The sequence below is a fragment of the Promicromonospora sp. NPDC019610 genome, from assembly GCF_044389365.1.
In the GTDB taxonomy this organism is placed as follows: Bacteria; Actinomycetota; Actinomycetes; order Actinomycetales; family Cellulomonadaceae; genus Promicromonospora.
This window is the reverse complement of the sequence record NZ_JBIRXX010000003.1, coordinates 324,006-343,105: the sequence shown is the minus strand read 5'-3', so window position 1 is coordinate 343,105 and position 19,100 is coordinate 324,006. Positions and strand designations below refer to the sequence as shown.

The window sequence follows — 19,100 nt, the reverse complement described above, 5'->3', positions numbered from 1 at the left end:
CGCGTCTCATAGCTCGCAGCCGGACTCATCGGATGCGCACCCGGAACGGGCCGTGATCGACATTTCGAAGAGATTTGCACATCGGCGATGGGTCAACTTTCGGGAATCCGAACAATTGCGAGGGTGCAGCCTTTTCCGCCCCGGGGCTCGATGGTATTGATCGCGAAATGGCCAGGCATGCCGGTTTCGGAGCACGAAACGGTTTCATCCCTTCTTCGAGACGCCGCGGTCGCAACCCGTCCGCCGTCAGCCCACGTGCAGGACCGGCATCTGCTCGGAGGCCGCCGCCTCCTTCATGGCGTCCTTGCCGATCAGTGTCGCCGCGACCACCGCCGCCGCGACGAGGATGCCGGCCGCGGCGAGGAAGACGGCGGAGTACCCGTCGACCGCGGCCTCGGCCGAGCCCGGGTCGTCGGCGTTCGCCGTGACCGCGACGTACAGGGCCGTCACGACTGCGAGGCCGATGGAGCCACCCACCTGGTTGGACGCGTTGGCGGTGGCCGCGGCGGCGCCCGCGTCGTGCGGGGCGACGCCGCGCAGGGAGAGGTTCTGCAGCGGGACGAAGGTGAAGCCCATGCCGATGCCCATCACCAGCACGCCGGGGAACACCTGGGCCCAGTAGTTGCCGTCGACGGTGATGAGGCTGAGGTAGGCGACGCCCAGGGCGCTGATGAGCGGGCCGAGGATGAGCTGCCGCCGCGGGCCGATCTGGTTGAGCATCCTCGTCGCGAACGGGACCGTGACCATGATGCCGCCGGTGATGGGCAAGCTCCCCAGCCCGGCCTGCAGCGGGCTGAGTCCCAGCACGATCTGCAGGTGGAAGGTCAGGTACAGCATCGCGCCGATCATCACCGCGCCGGCGATCGCCTGGAGCAGGAACGCCGCGGCGCGCGCCCGGTGCCGCACCACCCGCAGCGGCAGCAGCGGATGGTTCGACCGGGACTCGACGAGCACGAAGGCCGCCAGCAGGACCAGCCCCAGCGCGAGCAGGCCCAGCGTCGCCCCCGACGTCCACGACTCCTCGGCGAGCGTCAGGCCGTACACGAGCGCGGCCAGGCCGGTGCTGACCGTCAGCGCGCCCAGCACGTCGTAGCGGCGGTCGCCGTCGGCGCGGCTCTCGGTCAGCAGCACGAGCGCCGCGACGACGCCGGCCACGACGAACGGCACGTTGACCAGCAGGCACCACCGCCAGCTGAGGAACTCGGTGAGCACACCGCCGAGCAGCAGCCCGACGGCCGACCCGGCGCCGGCGACCGCGCCGAAGATCGCGAAGGCGGTGTTGCGCTCACGGCCGTGGGGGAACGTGACGGTCATGATCGCCAGCGCGGCGGGCGCCATGAGCGCCGCGGCGACGCCCTGGACGCCGCGGGCGACGAGCAGCTCGGCGCCGGAGTGCGCCAGGCCGCCCCACGCCGAGGCGGCGCCGAACAGCACGAGGCCCAGGACGAAGGTGCGGCGGCGACCCCAGAAGTCGGCGATGCGCCCGCCGAGCAGCAGGAACGCGCCGAAGGCCAGGGCGTAGCCGGTGACGACCCATTGACGCGCGGTGTCGGACAGCCCGAGGTCGATCTGCGCGCTCGGCAGCGCGACGTTGACGATCGTGCCGTCCAGGACGACGAGCAGCTGGGTCAGGGAGACGGTGGCAAGGATCCACCAGCGCCGCGCGGGCGCGGCCAGGGCAGGCGAGGTCAAGGGAGTGTCCTTCGACGAGGGGACGTCCGGGGTTTCCAGCCCCGATCGGCGCTCATCGGCACTCGACCAGACCCGACGCTGTCGTCGGTCAGACGGGGACAACCTAGACGACGCGAGGGCCGATCGGTAAGCGCGGACGGCTGTGGCGGCCGTCACGACTGGGCGTGCCCCTGGCATGCACGGCGCATCGCCCCCGGAACGGTGGAGGCATGGTGCGGCTACGAGTCGATCGCGACCACGAACCGGTACCTGCACCCCCTCGGTGCCGGAGCCGACGAGGCGGGCCTGGATCGCCTCAACGAAGGGGTGTCTGACGACTCGGGGGCCGCCGGGGGCCACAATCCGAGGAAGACGCCTCCCAGGCAACGAAGAAACCCCGCTTGACCAGAGCGTTTGCCCTGGTCAAGCGGGCCTTCTGACAGCGAGGAAACGCTGTAATGCGGTCCGGGGCTCGCTTCGTCGCTGTGCGCGGACGTCGCCGTGGTGCCGGCCTCTCACGTTGTCGGCGATGCCCCGTACAAGCGGCGCATGCGCTCGTCTATGGGCAACGCCAGTAGGCGCGCGGCCGTGGCGAGTTCGGTAGCGCCCGCACAGACCAGTCGTTCCGCCGCCGTGCCGATGTACCAGTCCCGCAACACGGCGCAGGTCTCGCTATCGTCGGCATCGTCCGATACCCAGAGCGGGTTGCAGTCAACCATCAGGTCGTCTATCCAGCCCTCACTCACGTCCACCAGGTAGCGGTCCGCAACCGGGTGCTCGGGCCATGACGCCAACGCGCTCGGCAAGTCGCCGAGGATCGCCGCGTACGCATCGAACGGCGTCTCGTGCCCTGGCGTCGTGACCTGGTCAAACCACCATGCCTCGACGAACCGACGGACGGCCAGGGACTGCCGGTCTGGCCACTCGCGCCAGTCGCCGCGCGCCAAGCAGTGGTGCGCTGACCAGGTGATCTCGATGGATCCGTCCGCCATGCCGTGAGCCATCTGTGGCAGAAGTCGCCGTACCAGCGCTGCGTGGTCGTCAACGGAGAACGGACTTCGAAACATGAGCGACGCCAGCGTGGCCGTGCCGAGCTCCGCACCAGCGACGGCCATAGGTGCGACATCGTCGAGCGCGTAGCAGTGCAGACAGACATTGTCGGGACGGCACGTGAACCCGCTGAAGACCCGGTCCACGTGGGCCAGGGCAGCCGTCAGGTCAGGCGTCATGAGGCGCATCCTCTCATCGCTGAGGTCCCGTGCTTCTAGGGCGATGTGTCAAGCGGGTCGTGAGACAGCAATTCACGCAAGAGCCGCACGCTCCGCTAGGTCCTGGAGATCCGCAGGGATACGGCGGCTGATCTGCAAGAGTCACGGATGGTCTGCCGGGCCAGCGGATGCGACTGCGCGACCACGAACCGGTACCTGCACTACCTCGGTACCGGAGCCGACAAGGCAGGCCTGGATCGCCTGAACGACGGGGTCTACGACAACGCGGGGGCCGCCGGGGGGCCGCAATCCGAGGAAGACGCCTCCTAGGCAACGAAGAAACCCCGCCTGACCAGAGCATCTGCCCTGGTCAAGCGGGGTTTCCGTCTGTGGAGCTAGGGGGATTCGAACCCCCGACCTTCTCATTGCGAACGAGACGCGCTACCAACTGCGCCATAGCCCCTCGGACTGCAGAAGACTAGCACTTCACCGCCGGTGCTCCGCAACTTGATGGGGTGTCGCGCGGGTCACGAACACATGGCTCGCGCGACACCCGACCAGCCACGACGCCGGCGGCGGGGTGCGGCAGGTCACCCCGCCGCGCGGCGTCGGGCCAGGATCTCCTCGAGCGGCTGTCCCAGCGTCTCCGACTTCATGCGTGGCGGCTCGCCCCGGAGCAGCTCGTCCTCGGCCACCGCGTCGGCACCGGCGTCGGCGGCACCAGCGGCACCGGCCGCCGTCGTCGGACCCGAGGCAGGACCAGAAGCCGCACCGGACGCCAGAGCCGGCACCGAACCCGACCCCGAACCACCCGGACGACCCGAGGCGCCCGCAGACGCCTTGCCCGGCGGCACGGCAGGCGGCAACGCCGCCGGCTGCCGCTGCGGCGCCTTGGGCTTGGTCACGTAGGTGGGCAGCGGCACGGGGACCGGGTCCCAGGCACGCCCGCTCGGCGGAGCGTCCGTCGAGGCCGGCGCGTCCGCCGTCGACCCGGCACCCGAAGGCGCCTCGTCCACGACCTCCGCCGGGACCTCGATGACCTTGGGCTGCTCCGGGCCGTCGAGGATCTCGTCGAGCACGTTCTTGCCGCCCACCCGCGGGATCGCCTGCGTCTGCGTGTCCGAGCCCCGCGTCGCCAGCCCCACGACCTGCGCGCGGTTGCGCGGCGCGTACGGGCCGCCGTTCGCGAGCGCGCGGGCCTGCGTGGCACGCTGCCGCGCCGCCCGGACCGTCGCGTGCCACCGCGCGTCCGCCCGGCGGGCGGCGCGGGCCGCACGGCGCCCCAGGAACAGCACGAACAGCAGCATGGCCGACGTCGCGACGGCGGCGCCCCAGTGCAGCTGGCCGAAGCCGACGAGCGTCCAGGCCACGACGCTCGACACGAGCAGGAAGAGCGACACGATGAAGCGACGACGCGCCCGGGCGGCCCGCCGCGCACGGCGCTCGACGCGGCGGAGGCGCTCCGCCGTCAGCGGGCGGCCGCGCACCATGATCTGGAGCGGGAGGCCCTGCTTCGGGGTGGGGTGGGCGACGCGTGGCACGCCCTGGCTCGTACCTCGCCGGTTGCCGTCGTTGACCATCGCCCCTCCTCTCCTACCCGAGCCGCTCATGGCGACGATGCGCAGCCCGCCCGAGAACCGGTCCGGCACCCGGGCGTCGGCCAGCTCCGCCCGTCGACGCACCATGCTCGGCATCCAGTAGCCCAGCCACAGGACGAACAGCGCTACGGCTGTGAGTCCCGCGGTCGATTCCACGACACGACGGTAGGCGAGCATCGCCGCGCCCCGCCGCACCGCGCGCGGCGTGTCCTGCCGTCACAGCGCCTCGCGCAGGCGCTGCCAGCGCGCCAGCAGGCCCTCGGGAACCTCCTCGCGGGTGACCGCGAAGGTGCGGTGGTCGCGCCACTGGCCCTGGATGTGCAGGAACCGCTCGCGCACGCCCTCGTCCCGCAGACCGAGCTTCTCGACGACCCGCAGGCTCGGCTTGTTCTCGGGCCGGATGTTGATCTCGATGCGGTGCAGCCCCAGGAAGAAGGCGTAGTCCGTGGCCATCGCGACCGCCGTCGGGATCACGCCCCGCCCGGCCACGGACTGGCTGACCCAGTAGCCGATGCTCGCGGAGCACATGGAGCCCCAGGTGATGGACGCGACCGTCAGCTGCCCCACGAGGTCGCCGTCGAGCTCTACGCCGAACGGGAGCGACGTACCCGCGCGGGCCTGCGCCGAGAGGGACCGCACGTACTCGCCGAACGTCGAGGCGATGTACCGGTTCGCTCCGGGGGACGTCGCCTCCCAGCGCTCCAGCCAGGCCGCGTTCTCGGCCCGCAGGCGCGACCAGTCGGTCGCGTCCCGACGCCGCAGCGGGCGCAGCACGACAGTCCCCGCCGGCGTGTCCTCACGCAGCGTCACCGGCCATGGCTTGGCCACCGTCCACCCCTTCACAAACTTTCCCGTGGTGCCTTCCGGCACGTCCGACCTACTCGACGGCAACATCGTTCGCCCCCTGCCACGCCCCGCGAGGTTTCCCCCGCTGGAGGAGGGTCTACCACGCTCGGTGGCCTCTGACCCGTCGAGCAGCCGCTCGGTCATGTTCTCGCCTTCTTCGTGCGCCGTTCGTAACAATCCAGTCTCGGAGTCTTGGCACAATAGCGGTCATGAGCGGCATCTCTGTTCCGACGCCACAGCCCTACCCCGTCCACCCCGGGATGGAGACGGGCGACGCCAAGGAGGAGCTCCGCCGCGCGATCCGCGCCCAGCGCGGCCTGCGGTCGGCCCGGCGCCGGGCGGAGGCCGCGGAGATGTTCGCCGACGTCATCGAGTCCATCCCCGAGGTGCGCGACGCCGGGTGCGTCGCGGCGTACGCGGCCCGCAGCGCAGAGCCCGGCATGCTGCCGCTCCTGGACCGCCTCGCGGGCCGCGGCGTCCGCGCGCTGCTGCCGGTGCTCGGCGCCGGGCTCGCCCGCGACTGGGCCGACTACACGGGCCCGGACGACCTGCTGGAGCGCGCCCCGGGCCGTCCGCCGGAGCCCGGCGGCCCCGCGCTGGGCACGGACGCCGTCAAGCTGGCCGACGTGGTCCTGGCGCCCGCCCTCGCCGTCGACACCCGCGGGGTGCGGCTCGGGCAGGGCGGCGGCTGGTACGACCGCGCCCTGACCCACCTGCGGCCGGGCGCGAAGGTCGTCGCCGTCGTCTTCCCCGAGGAGGTGTACGACGCCGCGGACCACCCGCTGCCGCGCGAGGAGCACGACATCCCGGTCCACGCCGTCGCCACCACGACCGACTGGCGCTGGCTGGGCTGACGCCGGCGCGCTGGTCGAGCAGCGGAGCGGACCGACGCCGCTACGGCGTCAGGGTCTGCTCGTCCTCGGAGGCGCGCCCCACGGCCTCGGTGGTGAACGGCCACGGGAAGGTCTCCCCGGCCGCCCACGCGCCGAGCTGGTCGTCGTAGTGCGGCGACGCCGGGTGCGCCGACGTGCCGGTCACGACCACCCAGGTGGACGCGTCCAGGTCGGCGAGGTCGACGACCATGCGCATCGACGGGCCGCTGGTCACCTCGAAGCTGCCGCTGGCCGCGTCCCAGGACGTCGCGTTCACGATCGAGGAGCCGCCGCCGACCTTGACCGGGGCCGGGTTCATGTAGGTCGAGATCGGGGCCGGGACGCCGGACCCGCCGAGCACCAGGTGCTGCAGGCGGAGCTGGTGCAGCGTGCCCCACTCCCAGTCGCTGGTGTCCTTGCCGAGCTCGACCGTGAGGTCCTGGCGGGCGCTGACCAGCGCCTCCGTCAGCACCTGGTCCCGGCTCTCGACGACCGCCACCGTGGACTGGTCGTCCCAGAAGGCGTCGTTCGGGTTGTCGAGCATGCCCTGGATGACGGCGAGCCAGCGGCTGCCGCCGTCGGGCCACATGGACTCCGGCAGCTCGTCGTTGAAGGTGGTGCGCAGGAGGTTGCGCCAGACCGCCGCGAAGTAGGCCGCCGCGGCCGAGTCCTCGTCCATGGACCTGTCCCAGTCGGCCAGGAGGGCCTGGCCGTCCGAGTCGTAGCCCGCCGGGAGCTCCACCTCGAGGAGCACGGGCACCAGGGTGTCGGCGAACACGCTCCACTGGTCCATCTGGAACTCGGACATGTCGGCGGCCGTCAGCTTGCGGCCCTCCGCGATCCGGTCGGTGATCAGGGTGCGGATGCGCTCCGAGCGGTACCCGTAGTCCCAGTCGCGGCTGAGGAACGGGCCGTTGCCGCCGGGCAGCACCGCCTGGTTCGCCGCGACGATGAACCCTTCCTTCGGGTCCACCACGCCGGGCATCTGCGCCGGGTCCACGTAGCCGGTCCAGTCGTAGCGGGCGTCCCAGCCGGGACGCGGCCAGGTGCCGTCCGACTCGACGGCGCCGGGGACGCTCGCGCGCACCGGGATCTTGCCCGGCGCCTGGTAGCCGATGTGCCCGTCGGTCGTGGCGAACACGATGTTCTGGGCCGGCACCTCGAACTTCGCGGCCGCCGCCTTCATGTCCGCCGGCGTCTTGGCGCGGTTCATCGCGAACACGGCGTCCGCGGTGTGCCCGGGCTGGAGCGCCGTCCACTGCAGCGAGATCTCGTACTGACCCAGCTCGGTGCCGGTCTCCGTGGGCGAGCTGCGCACGGCGTCCATCTGCGCCTCGTCCATCACGGTCGAGACGATCGGGCCGTGCACCGTGCGCCGGACCTCCAGGTCGACCGGGCTGCCGCCGTCGACCCGGATCACCTCCGTCTCCTTCTCCATCGGGACCCACTCGTCCGCGCCACGCAGGTACGTGTCGTTGCGGACGCGCTCGATGAAGAAGTCGGTGACGTCGGCGCCCATGTTGGTCAGACCCCAGGAGATGTCGGCGTTGTGGCCGATGATCACGCCCGGGAAGCCGGAGAACGAGAAGCCGGCCACGTCGTAGGGGCACTCCGGGCCCACCTGGTTGCAGTGCAGGCCGACCTGCGCCCAGATGCCGGGCGCGGCGAGGTCGAGGTGCGGGTCGTTGGCCAGCAGCGGCTTGCCCGACTCCGTGTACTGCCCCGAGACCACCCACGAGTTCGAGCCCGTGCCCTCACCGCGCGCGATCTGCACCGGCACGGCGTCGAGCGCCTTCTGCGCCGACGCGAGGGCGTCGGCGAGGTCCGCGCTCCCGTAGACCTCCTGGGTGGCGGACGCCGTCTCGGTGCCCGCCGGGGCGTTCGCCTGCGCCCCCGCCTCGGCCGCGTCGAGGATCGGCGCGTTCCCGGTGCCGGAGTAGGAGGGGAACAGCTCCGCCACGCGCGAGGCGTCGTCCAGCGTGCTGTAGGCCAGCGCCCGGTCGAGCTCGTCGTCGTAGTTGCCGCGCAGGTCCCAGGCCATGGCCTTGAGCCAGGCCAGCGAGTCGATCGGGTCCCACGGCTCGGGCTCGTTCACCTCGACGCTGACGTCGAGCACCGTGTACTCCACGGCCGTCTCGCCCGGGCTGCGGTTCTCGAGGTAGGCGTTCACGCCGTCCGCGTAGGCCTGGAGGTACTGCCGGGTCTCGTCGTCGAGGATGTTGAACTCCTCCTCGGCGACGTGCCGCCAGCCGAAGGTGCGCGTGACCATGTCGGCCTGGATCGCGTCCGGGTTGTTGCCGACCAGCTCGGCCAGCCGGCCCGCGGTCACGTGGCGGCGGTAGTCCATCTCGAAGAAGCGGTCCTGCGCGTGCACGTAGCCCTGCGCGCGGAACAGGTCCTCGGCGGTGTCGGCGTAGATCTGCGGCACGCCCTGGGCGTCGCGGCTCACCCGCACGTCCGCGCTCAGCCCCTCGACCTGCACCTCCCCGGAGTGCTCCGGCAGCGGACGGCGTGCGGTGAGCCATCCGAAGGTCGTCACGGCGACCAGCGCCAGCAGGACGACGACCGTGGTTCCGACCAGGAACTGGCGGACACGGGTGGTGCGAGTCCGACGGCGCTTGGCGGGCCGTGCACCGGTGGACGGGGCTTTTTCGACGGGCTCTACTGGCTCGGCGGGAGTGGTCGCGGACACGCAGTGGAGACTACCGTCCGCCCCAGGGCTTGGGTGAACGCGCTTGGGTGAACAGCCTCGGGAGATCCTGGGACTATCCCCCGCCGCTCGACCGTTACTATTGGCACTCGGAAACCCCGAGTGCCAGGCGACGGTCCTGTGAGCGCGCGACGCCCCGGCCGCCCTGACGTCCCAGAGGAGTGCACGTGCCCACCTACGCGTACCGGTGTGCCGACTGCGGCCACGCGTTCGACATCCACCAGGAGTTCACCGACGAGTCGCTGACCGTCTGCCCGGAGTGCCAAGGCAACCTGCGCAAGGTGTTCAGCTCCGTGGGCGTCACCTTCAAGGGTTCGGGCTTCTACCGCACCGACTCGCGGAGCACGTCGACGAGCAGCACGGTGAAGGCGGGCAAGTCGGAGTCCTCGTCGGGCTCGTCGTCCTCGTCCTCTTCCTCGGACTCGGGCTCGGGCTCGGGCTCTTCCGGGTCGTCGTCGAGCTCGTCCAGCTCGTCGTCCTCCTCGTCGAGCGGGTCCAGCTCCTCGAAGGCCGCCTCCGCCTGACCTGAGGCGCACCTGCCGCGGTCGGCGACCGGCCAGGATGCGCGAGCGAGATCGGCAGTTCGCCACGGCGCCCTTGCCGCGGTCGGCAGCTTGCATCGAGATCGGCACAGGCCTGTGCCGATCTCAGTGCTGACTGCCGACCGTGGAGCAATGTGCCGTGCTCAGGGCAGGGCAACACGTGCTGCGCCAGCGGATGTTCAGGGAAGCGCACGCGGCGGGGCGGCCGTTCTGAAGTTCCGCCCCGTGAGGACCGGCACGCCGGACGAGATTCCGGGTGTTCGAGCCCGACCACAGGCACGGTTCTCGCGTCCTTGTGCACAGCTCGCCCGACGGCGGCCCCGCACCCCGGCGCCGTCTGCCTAACGTCGGCCGCATGGGACTTCTCGAGACGCTCGCCGAGCCGGCCGCACGCCACGGCGCACCGCGCGGCACCGGACAGCGCACGCCGTGGGGCGCACGGGCTGCGACGCGCGACGCTGACTCAAGCACCTCGTGGAACCGGGCCGGCACATCGCACCGGCCGCCACGGGCCGGCCTCGCCGTGCTGCTGTCCCGGCCAGGCCTGTCTCGTCGGGGCCGACCCGGTTCTCCGGCGTCCCGGCAGGCCCGGCGGATCCTGTGGCGCTGGCGGTTCGCCCTCGCGGCCGCCCTGTTCGGCCTCGCCGCGACCCTGACGGTGCACCTCCTGAGGCCGCCGCCACCCCCGACGGTCGACGTCGCCGTCACCGCGCGCGCCGTGGCGCCCGGAACCCAGCTGACCAGGGCAGATGTCGCCGTGCGCGCCGTCGCGGCCGACCTCGCCCCGCCCGGCGCCCTGCACTCGGTGCGGGCGGTGCTGGGCCGCGCCGCCGTCGTCGGGCTGCCGGAGGGCGCTCCGCTGCACACCTCCCTCGTGTCCGACGACGGCGTCTCCGCCGCAGCCCCGCGCGGCACGGTGGTGGTACCGGTCCGCCTGTCCGACGACGCTGTCGCCGCCCTGCTGCGTCCCGGCGACCGCGTGGACCTGCTCGCCGGGACGACGTCGGGCAGCGAACCGGACGGCGAGCCCCGGTACCTCGCCCGGGGCGCCCGCGTGCTGCCCGTACCTGCCGGGCGCGAGCCGAAGGACGCCGGCGGGCTGCTCGGACCCGTGTCGGACGGCGAGGGGCCGGTCACGCTCGTCGCGGTGACTCCGGAGGAGGCCCCGGAGCTGTCAGCGGTCTCGGGCTGGGGCTCGGTGACGGCGGTGCTGGTGCCGTAGCCGGGGCGCAGTGTTCACCGTGGACTCTTCACCAGAAGCGGCACTGCTCATTCAGAACGAATGTCCACTTCGACATGCGCTTAACCGGAATTTCCACCACAATCTCCGTCGAGGTTCCGGCCAACGCCGACCCACACCGACTTGAGATACCCAGGGGGATCCATGCGCGACCTGTTCAACGGCTTCAAGGAATTCATCACACGCGGCAACGTGCTCGATCTCGCGGTCGCCGTCGTCATCGGCGCGGCCTTCTCCGGGGTCATCAGCGGCCTCGTCGACGGCGTCATCATGCCGTTCATCGGGTGGCTCGTGGGTGCACCCAACTTCAGCGAGATCGCGTTCTACGTCCCGAACTGGCAGGGTGACGAGACCAAGTTCCAGATCGGCCTGTTCATCCAGGGCCTGATCATGTTCCTGCTGATCGCGGCGGCCATCTACTTCTTCGTGATCCTCCCGATCCGGAAGCTGAGCGAGCTGCGCAAGAAGTCCGCCGAGGAAGAGGCGGTCGAGGAGGCCCTCGACGAGCAGGTCGTGCTGCTCACCGAGATCCGCGATCTGCTCCGGGTCCAGGCCGGCACGCCGTCGGACGCACGCTCCAACTGACCGGCCAGCACGGCGGTCGCGGTCGCTCGCGCGGCTCGGTCGCCCGCGCGGCGCTGCCGATCACGTGGCGCAGCGTCGGCGGCACGGCATCCGCCGAGCCGTCGCCCCACTCGCCGGGCCCGTCAACCACCCGCCGAGCCCGTCAGCCCCAGTGCGGCGGGACGTCACTGCGGAGCTGGTCGTCGTTCGAGCCGTGCCCGCCGTCGGACGAGCCGGGACCGCCGTCGGACCCCTCGCCCCAGCCGGCCGGACGCTCGTCCGCGCTCACACCGAGCACGGCCTCCCGCTCGGTCCCGCGCCGCACGGCCCGCCGGGGCCCGCGGCGCCGGGACGTCGCGCCAGCCGGTGCGGGTTCTGCAGGTCGGTTCTCGGACTCGCTCACCGCACCATTGTCGCCCGAACCGCACACCACCCCGTTGAGTGCTGGATATTTGCGCTCTCGGAACGTTTCGACACCGCAAATACCCAGCACTCAACGGGGTCGATGAGCGGTTAGTCGTCCAGGACCTGCGGGACGATCAGCTCCGCCGCCGGGGGCACGCCCCCGGACAGGCCGACCCGGGCGTCCCGGACTGCGAGCACCACGCGGCGCACCCGCTCGGCCTCCGAGTCAGGGTCCAGGAACGCGGCCGCGGACCACACCTGCGCCACCACCCAGCCCAGCCGTTCGAGCCGCTCGGCGAGCTGCCGGTCACGTACGCGGATCGAGGGCTCGGCCACGTAGGCGGCGTCGTCGGTCAGGACGGCCACCAGCAGCTCGCCCGGCAGGTCGGGGTGTCCCACGGCGAGCGGGATGCGGTCGCCGCCGGGCAGCCCGTAGTCGGTCTCGACCACGAGGCCCGAGCGCCACAGCCGCTCCCCCAGGTCCACGACCAGCCGGTCCACGGACCGCGCCACGTCCACGCCGTTGCCGATCTCGACCTGGTCCGCGAGGCCGGAGCGCTCCTCGGCGAACGACAGCACCCGCGCCAGCATCTGCGGCCCGGGGCCGCGCAGGCGCTCGGGGTCCAGGTCGGACGCCGGGAAGCACGACACGACGTGCAGCCGTTTGCGCGCCGCCCCCAGCGAGCCCAGCAGCATCGCGTCGCCACCGGCCTCGCCGAGCACGCCGAACCGGTGCAGCACCCGCCCGTGCGGCGTCCGCCCGAAACCGAGGGTGAGCACGATCGTGTCCCGTGCCAGGCCGGCCACGCCGGTCACGTCGGCGACCACCACGGGCTCGGGGCGCGAGCCCGCGAAGAACGGCGCCAGCGCCGGGTTGGCGCGGACCTCCGCGAGCAGCCGCTCGCGGATCCGGTCGGCGTGCGCGGCCGTGACCGTCACGATGCCGAAGGTCTCCTCGGGCCGGGTCATCGCGTGCTCGATCGCCAGGTCGACGACCCGCTCCACCTCGGCACTCGTCGACTCGACGGTGCCGGAGACCGGGTCGGGCATGCCCGTCCCGTCCACGAGCGAGAAGTGCACCAGGGCCTCGGTGCGCGGCAGGGGCGCCGGCCGCATGATCCCCTCGTACCCGTGCTCCGCCAGCAGGGCCGTGAGCCGCGGGTCGCGTCGGGCGGGCTCCGGCTGCAGCGTCACGCGCGGCAGCAGCCGCGCGAGGTCGCGCACCGCGGTGCCGGACGCCGACCGCGGGTCGCCGACCACGACGATCTGTCGGCCGCGTGCCAGCGCGGGCACGACCACCTCGACCGGGACGTGCTGCACGGCGTCGAGGATCACCAGGTCGGCGCTCTTCTCGGCGGGCAGCAGGTGCGGCACCATCGTCGGCGTCGACACCCAGGTGGGCCGCAGCCGCCGCACGGTCGAGCCGTGCCCCGTCACCAGGTCGCGCATCGAGCTCAGGCCGCCGCCGACCAGCGTCGCGTACAGGGCCTCGGCGTCCTCCCGCTCGTCGCGCATCGCCGCGCCGAGGTGCGCCCGCACCGCCGCCCGCACGGGCGCCGACAGCGAGTCGACGTGCCGCCGGTCCAGCTCGCGGAAGCGCCCCGCGAGGGCGTCCAGCCCCGCGCCGTCCTGCCCGGCGAGGTCCGGCTCGACGGCCAGGATCTGCTCGAACACGGACGACCACCACGTCAGCTCCAGCTCGGGGCCCACCAGGTCGGCCTCGACCCGGCGCTCACCGAGGTCGTCGACGAGCTCGCCGAGGCCGGACGCGCGCAGGCGCCGCAGCACCGCCGTCCGCTCGGGGAGCGGGGCCAGGGCGTCCTGCGTCTCGGACAGCGAGGCGAGCCGCTGGACCAGGGCGAACAGGTCGAGGTCGAGCAGGTCGCCGCCCGCCTGCGAGGACCGCAGCACGGGTTCGAGCGCCTCGAGGTCAATGCGCACCGCCTCGTAGGTCTCCTCGACGCCCGCCAGCCCCTCGGGGAGGGTGGGCCAGCCGCCCCGCGGGCACTGCGCCTGCCAGACCTCGCGCTGCCGCTGCACCTCGACGAGCGCAGCGTGCATGTCCGGCACGCGCACGCCCGGCCGCACCATCTCGCGGGCGCGCCGCTTCAGCCGGCGCCGCTCCAGCCAACCCATCTCGGCGCCCTGGTCGGCCCGCTGCTTGCGCGACGCCGTGGCCTGCACCATGTCGGCCGCGGTGCGTTCGAAGACCATCGGCTGGAACACGTCGAGCGTGCCGCGCATGCCACCGAGCATCGCGAGCTGCTCGCCCCACTGCCGGGCCGTCGACGCCTCGACCAGGCCCGTCACCTTCGAGACGTACTCGATCTGCTTGCGCAGCTCCGGCAGCGTGTGCTCGCCCAGGCGGGTGACGCGGGCGAGCGCGGCACGCGCGTCGTCGTCGGTCAGGATGTGCGCGCCGAACCACGGGCTCGACGACGACTTGAGCGTGAACGCCCCCAGCTCGGCCGCCCGTTCGAGGTCGGCCGCGAGCTCGGCGCGCCGCTCCGCGCCGAGGGCCAGCACGGACTCCGAGCCGAGCCGCACGCGCGTGGCCGGCGCGGGCCGCTCGGACGTGAGCCGGGCCAGCGCCTGCAGCGCGTCATAGGCCGAGACCCGCCACGGCTCGCGCACCCGGTGCAGCGCCTCGATGTAGCCGGAGAGCTGGGCGCGTGACCCGATCAGGGCGTCCCGGACGCGCGCGACCTCGTCGGTGTCGATGCGCTCCTGCGCGGGTGCCATCGCCTCCAGCAGACGGCGCGACGTCGAGGTGCGCCAGGTCGGCACGGGCGCGATGTCCAGCAGCAGCCCGCCCAGGCCGAGCGTGTCCAGCCGGGCGGCCAGCGCGTCGGCGGCCCGGCGGTGCCCCGGCACGTACAGCACGGACCGGCCGCTCGCGTTCGCCTCTGCGACGACGGCGGCCAGGGTGCCCGCGACGTCGGACCCGACGGGTGCGTCCACGAACAGGTGGCTGCCCGTCGCGAGCGCGTCCACGACGTGCCGCTGGTGCGGGTCCAGGTCGCCGACGCCGCGCTCGTGCGCCGGGTCGGCGTCGCCCACCCGGGACTCGGGGAGCTCCACCTTGCCGAGCTTGGTCACGGACGCGTCCACGCCGCCGAGCGCCGAGACCACCTCGTGGTCCCCCAGGCCGGGCGCGAGCTCGTCGAGGTCGTCGACGAGCACCTGGCCGGGGTGCACGAAGGTGCCCACGAGCACCCGCCGGTCCAGCCGGAACTCGCCCAGCACCGCGGAGCCGAGGCTCGCGACCCGGTCGAGCACGTCGGTCGGGTTGAAGCCCGCGAGGGTGAACGTCGCCTTGGCCAGCGCGACCGGGTCGAGCAGGGCGCCGTGGGCGCGCAGCGTGCGCGCCACCACGGGGTTGATCTCGGCCGTGGGGTCGAGCGTGATGTCGTAGTCGCCCTCGCCGTCGCTCCGCGGCGTCAGCATGACCGGCCGCAGGATGACGGGCGCGCGCACCACGCGCGGCGCGTTCTCGTCCTCGTCCGGAGCCGGGGCGGCGCCGCTCGCCGGCATTGCCAGCGTCACGATCGGCACGGACCCGGTCAGGGCCGGCGCGTCGGCCGGGCTGTCGGCCGAGTCCCCGCCCGCCTCGCCGGCGGACGACGCCGACCCCGTTCCCGACGGGCCGAGCACCCGGGCCAGCGCCTCCATGTCGTCCGAGGCGGCGTTCGTGCCGCCGCCCGCGGTGGGCCGCTCCGTCCAGGTCGCGACGCCGATCGCGAGGTAGGTGGGCGAGACCCCGTAGCGCTGCGCGTGCTCCGCGGAGCGTGCGGCGACGGCCCGGGCCCGACGGCGGGCGGTCGGCAGCGCGCCGGCCTCGCGCACGAGGTTGGACAGCCGGGTGGGCCGGCCCGCGAAGAGCTGGGCGACACCGGACGGATGGGCGGCCGACAGGTCGATCACGGCCTCACCGAGGAGGCCGACGTCGGCCAGGGAAGATCCCCCGGCGAGCCGGACGAGCCCGGCGCGCCACTGCGCGACCGACTCGGCCATGGGGTCCCGGACGGCGTCCGGCGTGGACCCCGGGGCCTCCGACGCGGCCAGCTCAGCGGCTGGGTCCACGTTCTCGTCCTTCAGCGCGGCCGAGAGCTCCTCGGACAGGTCGACCGAGATCTCGGGAGCGGCTGCGGTCTGGCGGCGTGCAGCGTTCACCCCAGCAAACTAACCGCGTGACGTCCGCGAGGGCCGGACGCCACGCCGCGCGACACGCCGCACCCCCGCCGTCCCCCGCGTGTCAGGCCCAGAAGTCACCCGGGTGAGCTGTGCGTCCGACCCCCACGACGGGGCGGTCCGGGGCATGCAGAAGCCCCTCCGGCAGGGGGTCCGAAGGGGCTCAGCAGGTGCACCGAAGTCCACCGGGGTAATGACGGTGCGCACCGCGCAGGGGGCGGGCGATGCGCACCGTCTTGTGAGAGTCTGCACCTGTTCCAGGCGGACGTCAACACCGACTCGGACGATCGTCCAGGTTGCGGAAAACAGGTCACAAGAACGTTGTCGAGGTGCAAGTTTTCGCCTCGCTCGGGACCCTCTCCATCGCGACATCTCGCCGTTCCGGGGCCCTTCGGTCGGACCTGGAAAAAAGCCTGGACGGCGCCTCCTAGACTCGAACGTTTGTGAGCGCACTCGTCGAGGCAGTCTTCCCCCGCAGGCTCGGCCGGCCGTTCCGCTGGCTCGTCTCCGCGTCGTGGACCAGCAACATCGGCGACGGCATCGCGCTCGCCGCCGGACCCCTCCTGGTCGCGTCGCAGACCGACAGCGCGTTTCTCGTCGCCCTCGCCGCGATGCTCCAGCGACTGCCGTGGCTGCTGTTCGGCCTCTGGGCCGGGGCGCTGGCCGACCGGCTGGACCGGCGTCGCGTCGTCATCGTCGCCAACGCGTTCCGGGCCCTGGTCATCGCCGTCCTGTGCGTCTTCATCGGGACCGGCACCGTGAGCATCGGCATGGTGCTCGCCGCGATGTTCCTCTACGGCACCGCCGAGGTCTTCGCGGACACCACCCAGCAGACGCTCCTGCCCACCCTCGTGGCGCCCGCCGACCTCGGCGCGGGCAACCAGCGCATGCAGGCCGGGTTCCTCGGTGCGAACCAGCTCATCGGCCCGCCGCTGGGCGCCTTCTTCTTCGCCGCAGGCATGGTCTGGCCGTTCGTGATCCAGGTGGTCTGCGTGGCGCTGGCCATCGTGCTCGTCTCGCGCATCGTGGCCCCGCCGGGCGTGTCGTTCGTCAACGTGCGCGACGCCGACACCCACGTGCGCAAGGACATCGCCGAGGGCCTGCGCTGGGTGTGGCACCACCCGCCCGTGCGCACGCTGTGCCTGGTCATCCTGGTCTTCAACATCACCTGGGCCGCCCCGTGGGGCGTGCTCGTGAAGTACTCGCTGGAGCACCTGCACATGAGCGAGGTCGGCTACGGCCTGCTCACCACGGCGAGCGCGGTGGGCGGCGTCGTCGGCGTGCTGTCGTACGGCTGGCTGGAGCGGCACGTGAACCTGGCGACGCTGATCCGCGTCTGTCTGACGCTCGAGGTGCTCACGCACGGCGCGTTCGCGCTGACCACGACGGGCTGGGTCGCGATCGTGATCATGTTCGAGTTCGGCGTGTACGCCTTCGTCTGGGGCACGCTGTCCACCACGGTGCGGCAGCGCGCGGTGCCCAAGGCGTTCCAGGGCCGCGTCGCGTCGATCAACATGATCTGCGTGTTCGGCGGCCTGGTGCTCGGGCAGGGCATCGGCGGCGTCATCGCCGAGCGCTGGGGACTCGTCGCGCCGTGGTGGTTCGCGTGCGCCGGCGCCGGGATCACCCTCGCGCTGGTCTGGCGCTCCCTGGGTCACGTGGCGCACGCCCAGGCCACGGACTAGCGAACGGGCCTGGGTCCCACTCCCCTTTGAGGCCCGGGTTTCTTCTCTTTGGACGGGTCCAAAGAGAAGAAACCCGGGCCTCAAAGGTGATCACCTGGGCAGCCGGGGCGACCCTCGCCGGCCAGGCCGACGCCGGCAGCTGGCCCGGCCCTGGGCAGCCGGCCCGGCCCTGGGCAGCCGGCGCCGCCCCGAGCTCAGCGGGCCTTCACGATCGGGATCGAGCCCGTCTCCGTGAACTCGCGCATGCGCTTGCTCACCGTGGACCGGCTGACGCCGACCTCCTCCGCGATCTCCCGGTACGTGCGGCCCTTGGTCCGCAGGTCGATCATGCGCTCGGCGTCCCGCGTGCCGAGCTGGGTGTTCCGGCGCGGCGCCCGGCGGCGGGGAATCCCGTCGCGGACGTTCGCCGTGGCGCGGGCCGCCGCCTCGGCCGGTTCCACCGGCGCCACGGCGGCCGGGTCGGCCTCGTCGGTCTCCGCCTGGTCGAAGACGCCGTCCGGCTGCGGGGCGCGCTCCCGCACCTCGTCCCGCGGCGTCGCCAGGCTGGCGTACGCCGCCCGGCGCTCCGCACCCTCCGGGACGCCGACGCCGACGCCGACACCAGCACCAGCACCAGCACCAGCACCAGCGCCAGCGCCGTCCCAGGCGTCGGTCGCGGCCTCCTGCTCGACGTCGCCGCGCGGCGCCTCAGCGAACTCCGCGGCCACCGCGTCCGCGGCCCAGCGCTCGTAGTCGAGCACCCCGACCTCGGAGCGCGCGCCGCCGGCACGGCCGTCGACCGGCTCGTCGACGAGGATGCCGGTGAGCCGCTGCCGGTCGGCCAGGTGCAGGCGGGCGACGTCGGCGGTCCCGTCGCCCACGGCCGCGAGCGCCTCGCACCAGGCGGCGACCTGCGCCCGCATCTCGGTGGGCGGCACGGTGCGCAGTGCCACGGAGCGGGCCCGACGGCGGCCGGCCTCGGCGCGGGCGAGGCGACGGCGGGCGGCGCGCGACCCGTCGTTCAGGCTCTGTGCCCGGAACAGGTCCTCGGTGGTGAGGAACAGGGCGTGCATGCGCGCGGACTGGCGCAGCGCGGACCAGGAGGTGCCGGTGGCCAGGTGGCGGTCGCCGATGAGGGCGAGGTGCCACATGAGCGCGGCGAGCAGGGGCACGACGAACCGGAACACGACGGCGCCGACGGGGTGGCCGATGTAGGCCTCGTGCCACGCGGCGAAGACGCCGGAGGCGGACGAGAGCGCCCAGGTCAGGGCGAGCAGGGTGCCGCCGGGCCGGTTGTCGCGGGCGGCCTCGCGGGCCAGGAGGGCGACGGTCACCAGCGAGAGCTCGAAGACGCCGGCGGTCGCGTAGGCGGTGCCCTGGCTCATCGCGAGCACGTCGATGCCGAACTGGACCATCGCCAGGTACGCGGACCCGGTCGAGATGAGGGCGACGGACACCGCGCCCGTGAGCACCAGGTTGCGGGAACGGCGCGTGGGAACGGTCGTGACGGGGAACGCCCGGTCGGCGGGGGCCACGGTGATCTCTCCTTCGTCAGGTGCCTGTCGGACTGGATCCCGCGGCGGAGCCGA

General features: G+C 72.9%; 13 protein-coding genes and 1 tRNA gene. 5 read left to right on the top strand and 9 right to left on the bottom strand.

Features of this window, described 5'->3' with window-relative positions:
* Window positions 1–246: 246 nt before the first annotated feature.
* The 5 genes from ACH45N_RS22745 to ACH45N_RS22725 form a co-directional block, all read right to left on the bottom strand.
* Window positions 247–1,692, bottom strand: coding sequence for an MFS transporter (locus tag ACH45N_RS22745; RefSeq protein WP_397398147.1), 1,446 nt, complete (start codon window positions 1,690–1,692; stop codon window positions 247–249).
* Between the two features lie 494 nt (window positions 1,693–2,186).
* Window positions 2,187–2,900: a hypothetical protein gene (locus ACH45N_RS22740; RefSeq protein ID WP_397398146.1), complete on the bottom strand. Its 714-nt coding sequence runs from the start codon at window positions 2,898–2,900 to the stop codon at window positions 2,187–2,189.
* Window positions 2,901–3,269: 369 nt separating this feature from the next.
* Window positions 3,270–3,342, bottom strand: a tRNA-Ala gene (locus tag ACH45N_RS22735).
* A 127-nt stretch (window positions 3,343–3,469) separates the two neighbouring features.
* Complete coding sequence (locus ACH45N_RS22730; protein WP_397398144.1) at window positions 3,470–4,633, bottom strand: hypothetical protein; 1,164 nt, start codon at window positions 4,631–4,633, stop codon at window positions 3,470–3,472.
* A 60-nt stretch (window positions 4,634–4,693) separates the two neighbouring features.
* Window positions 4,694–5,305: a GNAT family N-acetyltransferase gene (locus ACH45N_RS22725; RefSeq protein WP_397398142.1), complete on the bottom strand. Its 612-nt coding sequence runs from the start codon at window positions 5,303–5,305 to the stop codon at window positions 4,694–4,696.
* A gap of 227 nt (window positions 5,306–5,532) precedes the next feature.
* Between ACH45N_RS22725 and ACH45N_RS22720 the strand changes: the two genes are divergently transcribed.
* Window positions 5,533–6,177 carry a 5-formyltetrahydrofolate cyclo-ligase gene (locus tag ACH45N_RS22720; protein ID WP_397398140.1) on the top strand — a complete coding sequence of 215 codons (645 nt, stop codon included), beginning with the start codon at window positions 5,533–5,535 and terminating at the stop codon, window positions 6,175–6,177.
* A gap of 40 nt (window positions 6,178–6,217) precedes the next feature.
* Here ACH45N_RS22720 and ACH45N_RS22715 read toward each other — a convergent pair whose 3' ends face one another.
* Window positions 6,218–8,752 (bottom strand): penicillin acylase family protein, encoded by a 2,535-nt coding sequence (locus tag ACH45N_RS22715; protein WP_397398627.1) that lies wholly within the window; start codon window positions 8,750–8,752, stop codon window positions 6,218–6,220.
* Window positions 8,753–9,072: 320 nt separating this feature from the next.
* On the opposite strand from ACH45N_RS22715, the gene ACH45N_RS22710 reads away from it, so the two are divergent.
* The 3 genes from ACH45N_RS22710 to mscL all read left to right on the top strand — a co-directional run bounded on the left by ACH45N_RS22710 (window position 9,073) and on the right by mscL (window position 11,272).
* Window positions 9,073–9,429 (top strand): FmdB family zinc ribbon protein, encoded by a 357-nt coding sequence (locus ACH45N_RS22710; RefSeq protein WP_397398138.1) that lies wholly within the window; start codon window positions 9,073–9,075, stop codon window positions 9,427–9,429.
* Window positions 9,430–9,802: 373 nt separating this feature from the next.
* Window positions 9,803–10,669 (top strand): RcpC/CpaB family pilus assembly protein, encoded by an 867-nt coding sequence (locus ACH45N_RS22705; protein ID WP_397398136.1) that lies wholly within the window; start codon window positions 9,803–9,805, stop codon window positions 10,667–10,669.
* 162 nt (window positions 10,670–10,831) lie between these two features.
* Window positions 10,832–11,272 carry a large conductance mechanosensitive channel protein MscL gene (gene mscL, locus ACH45N_RS22700; protein WP_397398134.1) on the top strand — a complete coding sequence of 147 codons (441 nt, stop codon included), beginning with the start codon at window positions 10,832–10,834 and terminating at the stop codon, window positions 11,270–11,272.
* Window positions 11,273–11,414: 142 nt separating this feature from the next.
* Here the strand turns inward: mscL and ACH45N_RS22695 are convergent, their stop codons facing one another.
* Complete coding sequence (locus tag ACH45N_RS22695) at window positions 11,415–11,654, bottom strand: hypothetical protein (protein ID WP_397398132.1); 240 nt, start codon at window positions 11,652–11,654, stop codon at window positions 11,415–11,417.
* Between the two features lie 110 nt (window positions 11,655–11,764).
* Window positions 11,765–15,829, bottom strand: a complete 4,065-nt coding sequence (locus ACH45N_RS22690) for a hypothetical protein (RefSeq protein WP_397398130.1) — start codon at window positions 15,827–15,829, stop codon at window positions 11,765–11,767.
* 461 nt (window positions 15,830–16,290) lie between these two features.
* Here ACH45N_RS22690 and ACH45N_RS22685 point away from each other — a divergent pair, with 461 nt between their 5' ends.
* Window positions 16,291–17,532: an MFS transporter gene (locus ACH45N_RS22685; protein WP_397398128.1), complete on the top strand. Its 1,242-nt coding sequence runs from the start codon at window positions 16,291–16,293 to the stop codon at window positions 17,530–17,532.
* A 194-nt stretch (window positions 17,533–17,726) separates the two neighbouring features.
* On the opposite strand, the gene ACH45N_RS22680 is transcribed toward ACH45N_RS22685, so the two are convergent.
* On the bottom strand, window positions 17,727–19,046 hold the full coding sequence (locus ACH45N_RS22680; protein WP_397398126.1) for a winged helix-turn-helix domain-containing protein: 1,320 nt from the start codon (window positions 19,044–19,046) through the stop codon (window positions 17,727–17,729).
* Between the last annotated feature and the right edge of the window lie 54 nt (window positions 19,047–19,100).

Coding starts and splice junctions, on each gene's coding strand:
- ACH45N_RS22740 (WP_397398146.1), bottom strand. CDS start 2,900: ATGACGCCTGACCTGACGGCTGCCCTGGCCCACGTGGACCGGGTCTTC.
- ACH45N_RS22720 (WP_397398140.1), top strand. CDS start 5,533: ATGAGCGGCATCTCTGTTCCGACGCCACAGCCCTACCCCGTCCACCCC.
- ACH45N_RS22705 (WP_397398136.1), top strand. CDS start 9,803: ATGGGACTTCTCGAGACGCTCGCCGAGCCGGCCGCACGCCACGGCGCA.
- mscL (WP_397398134.1), top strand. CDS start 10,832: ATGCGCGACCTGTTCAACGGCTTCAAGGAATTCATCACACGCGGCAAC.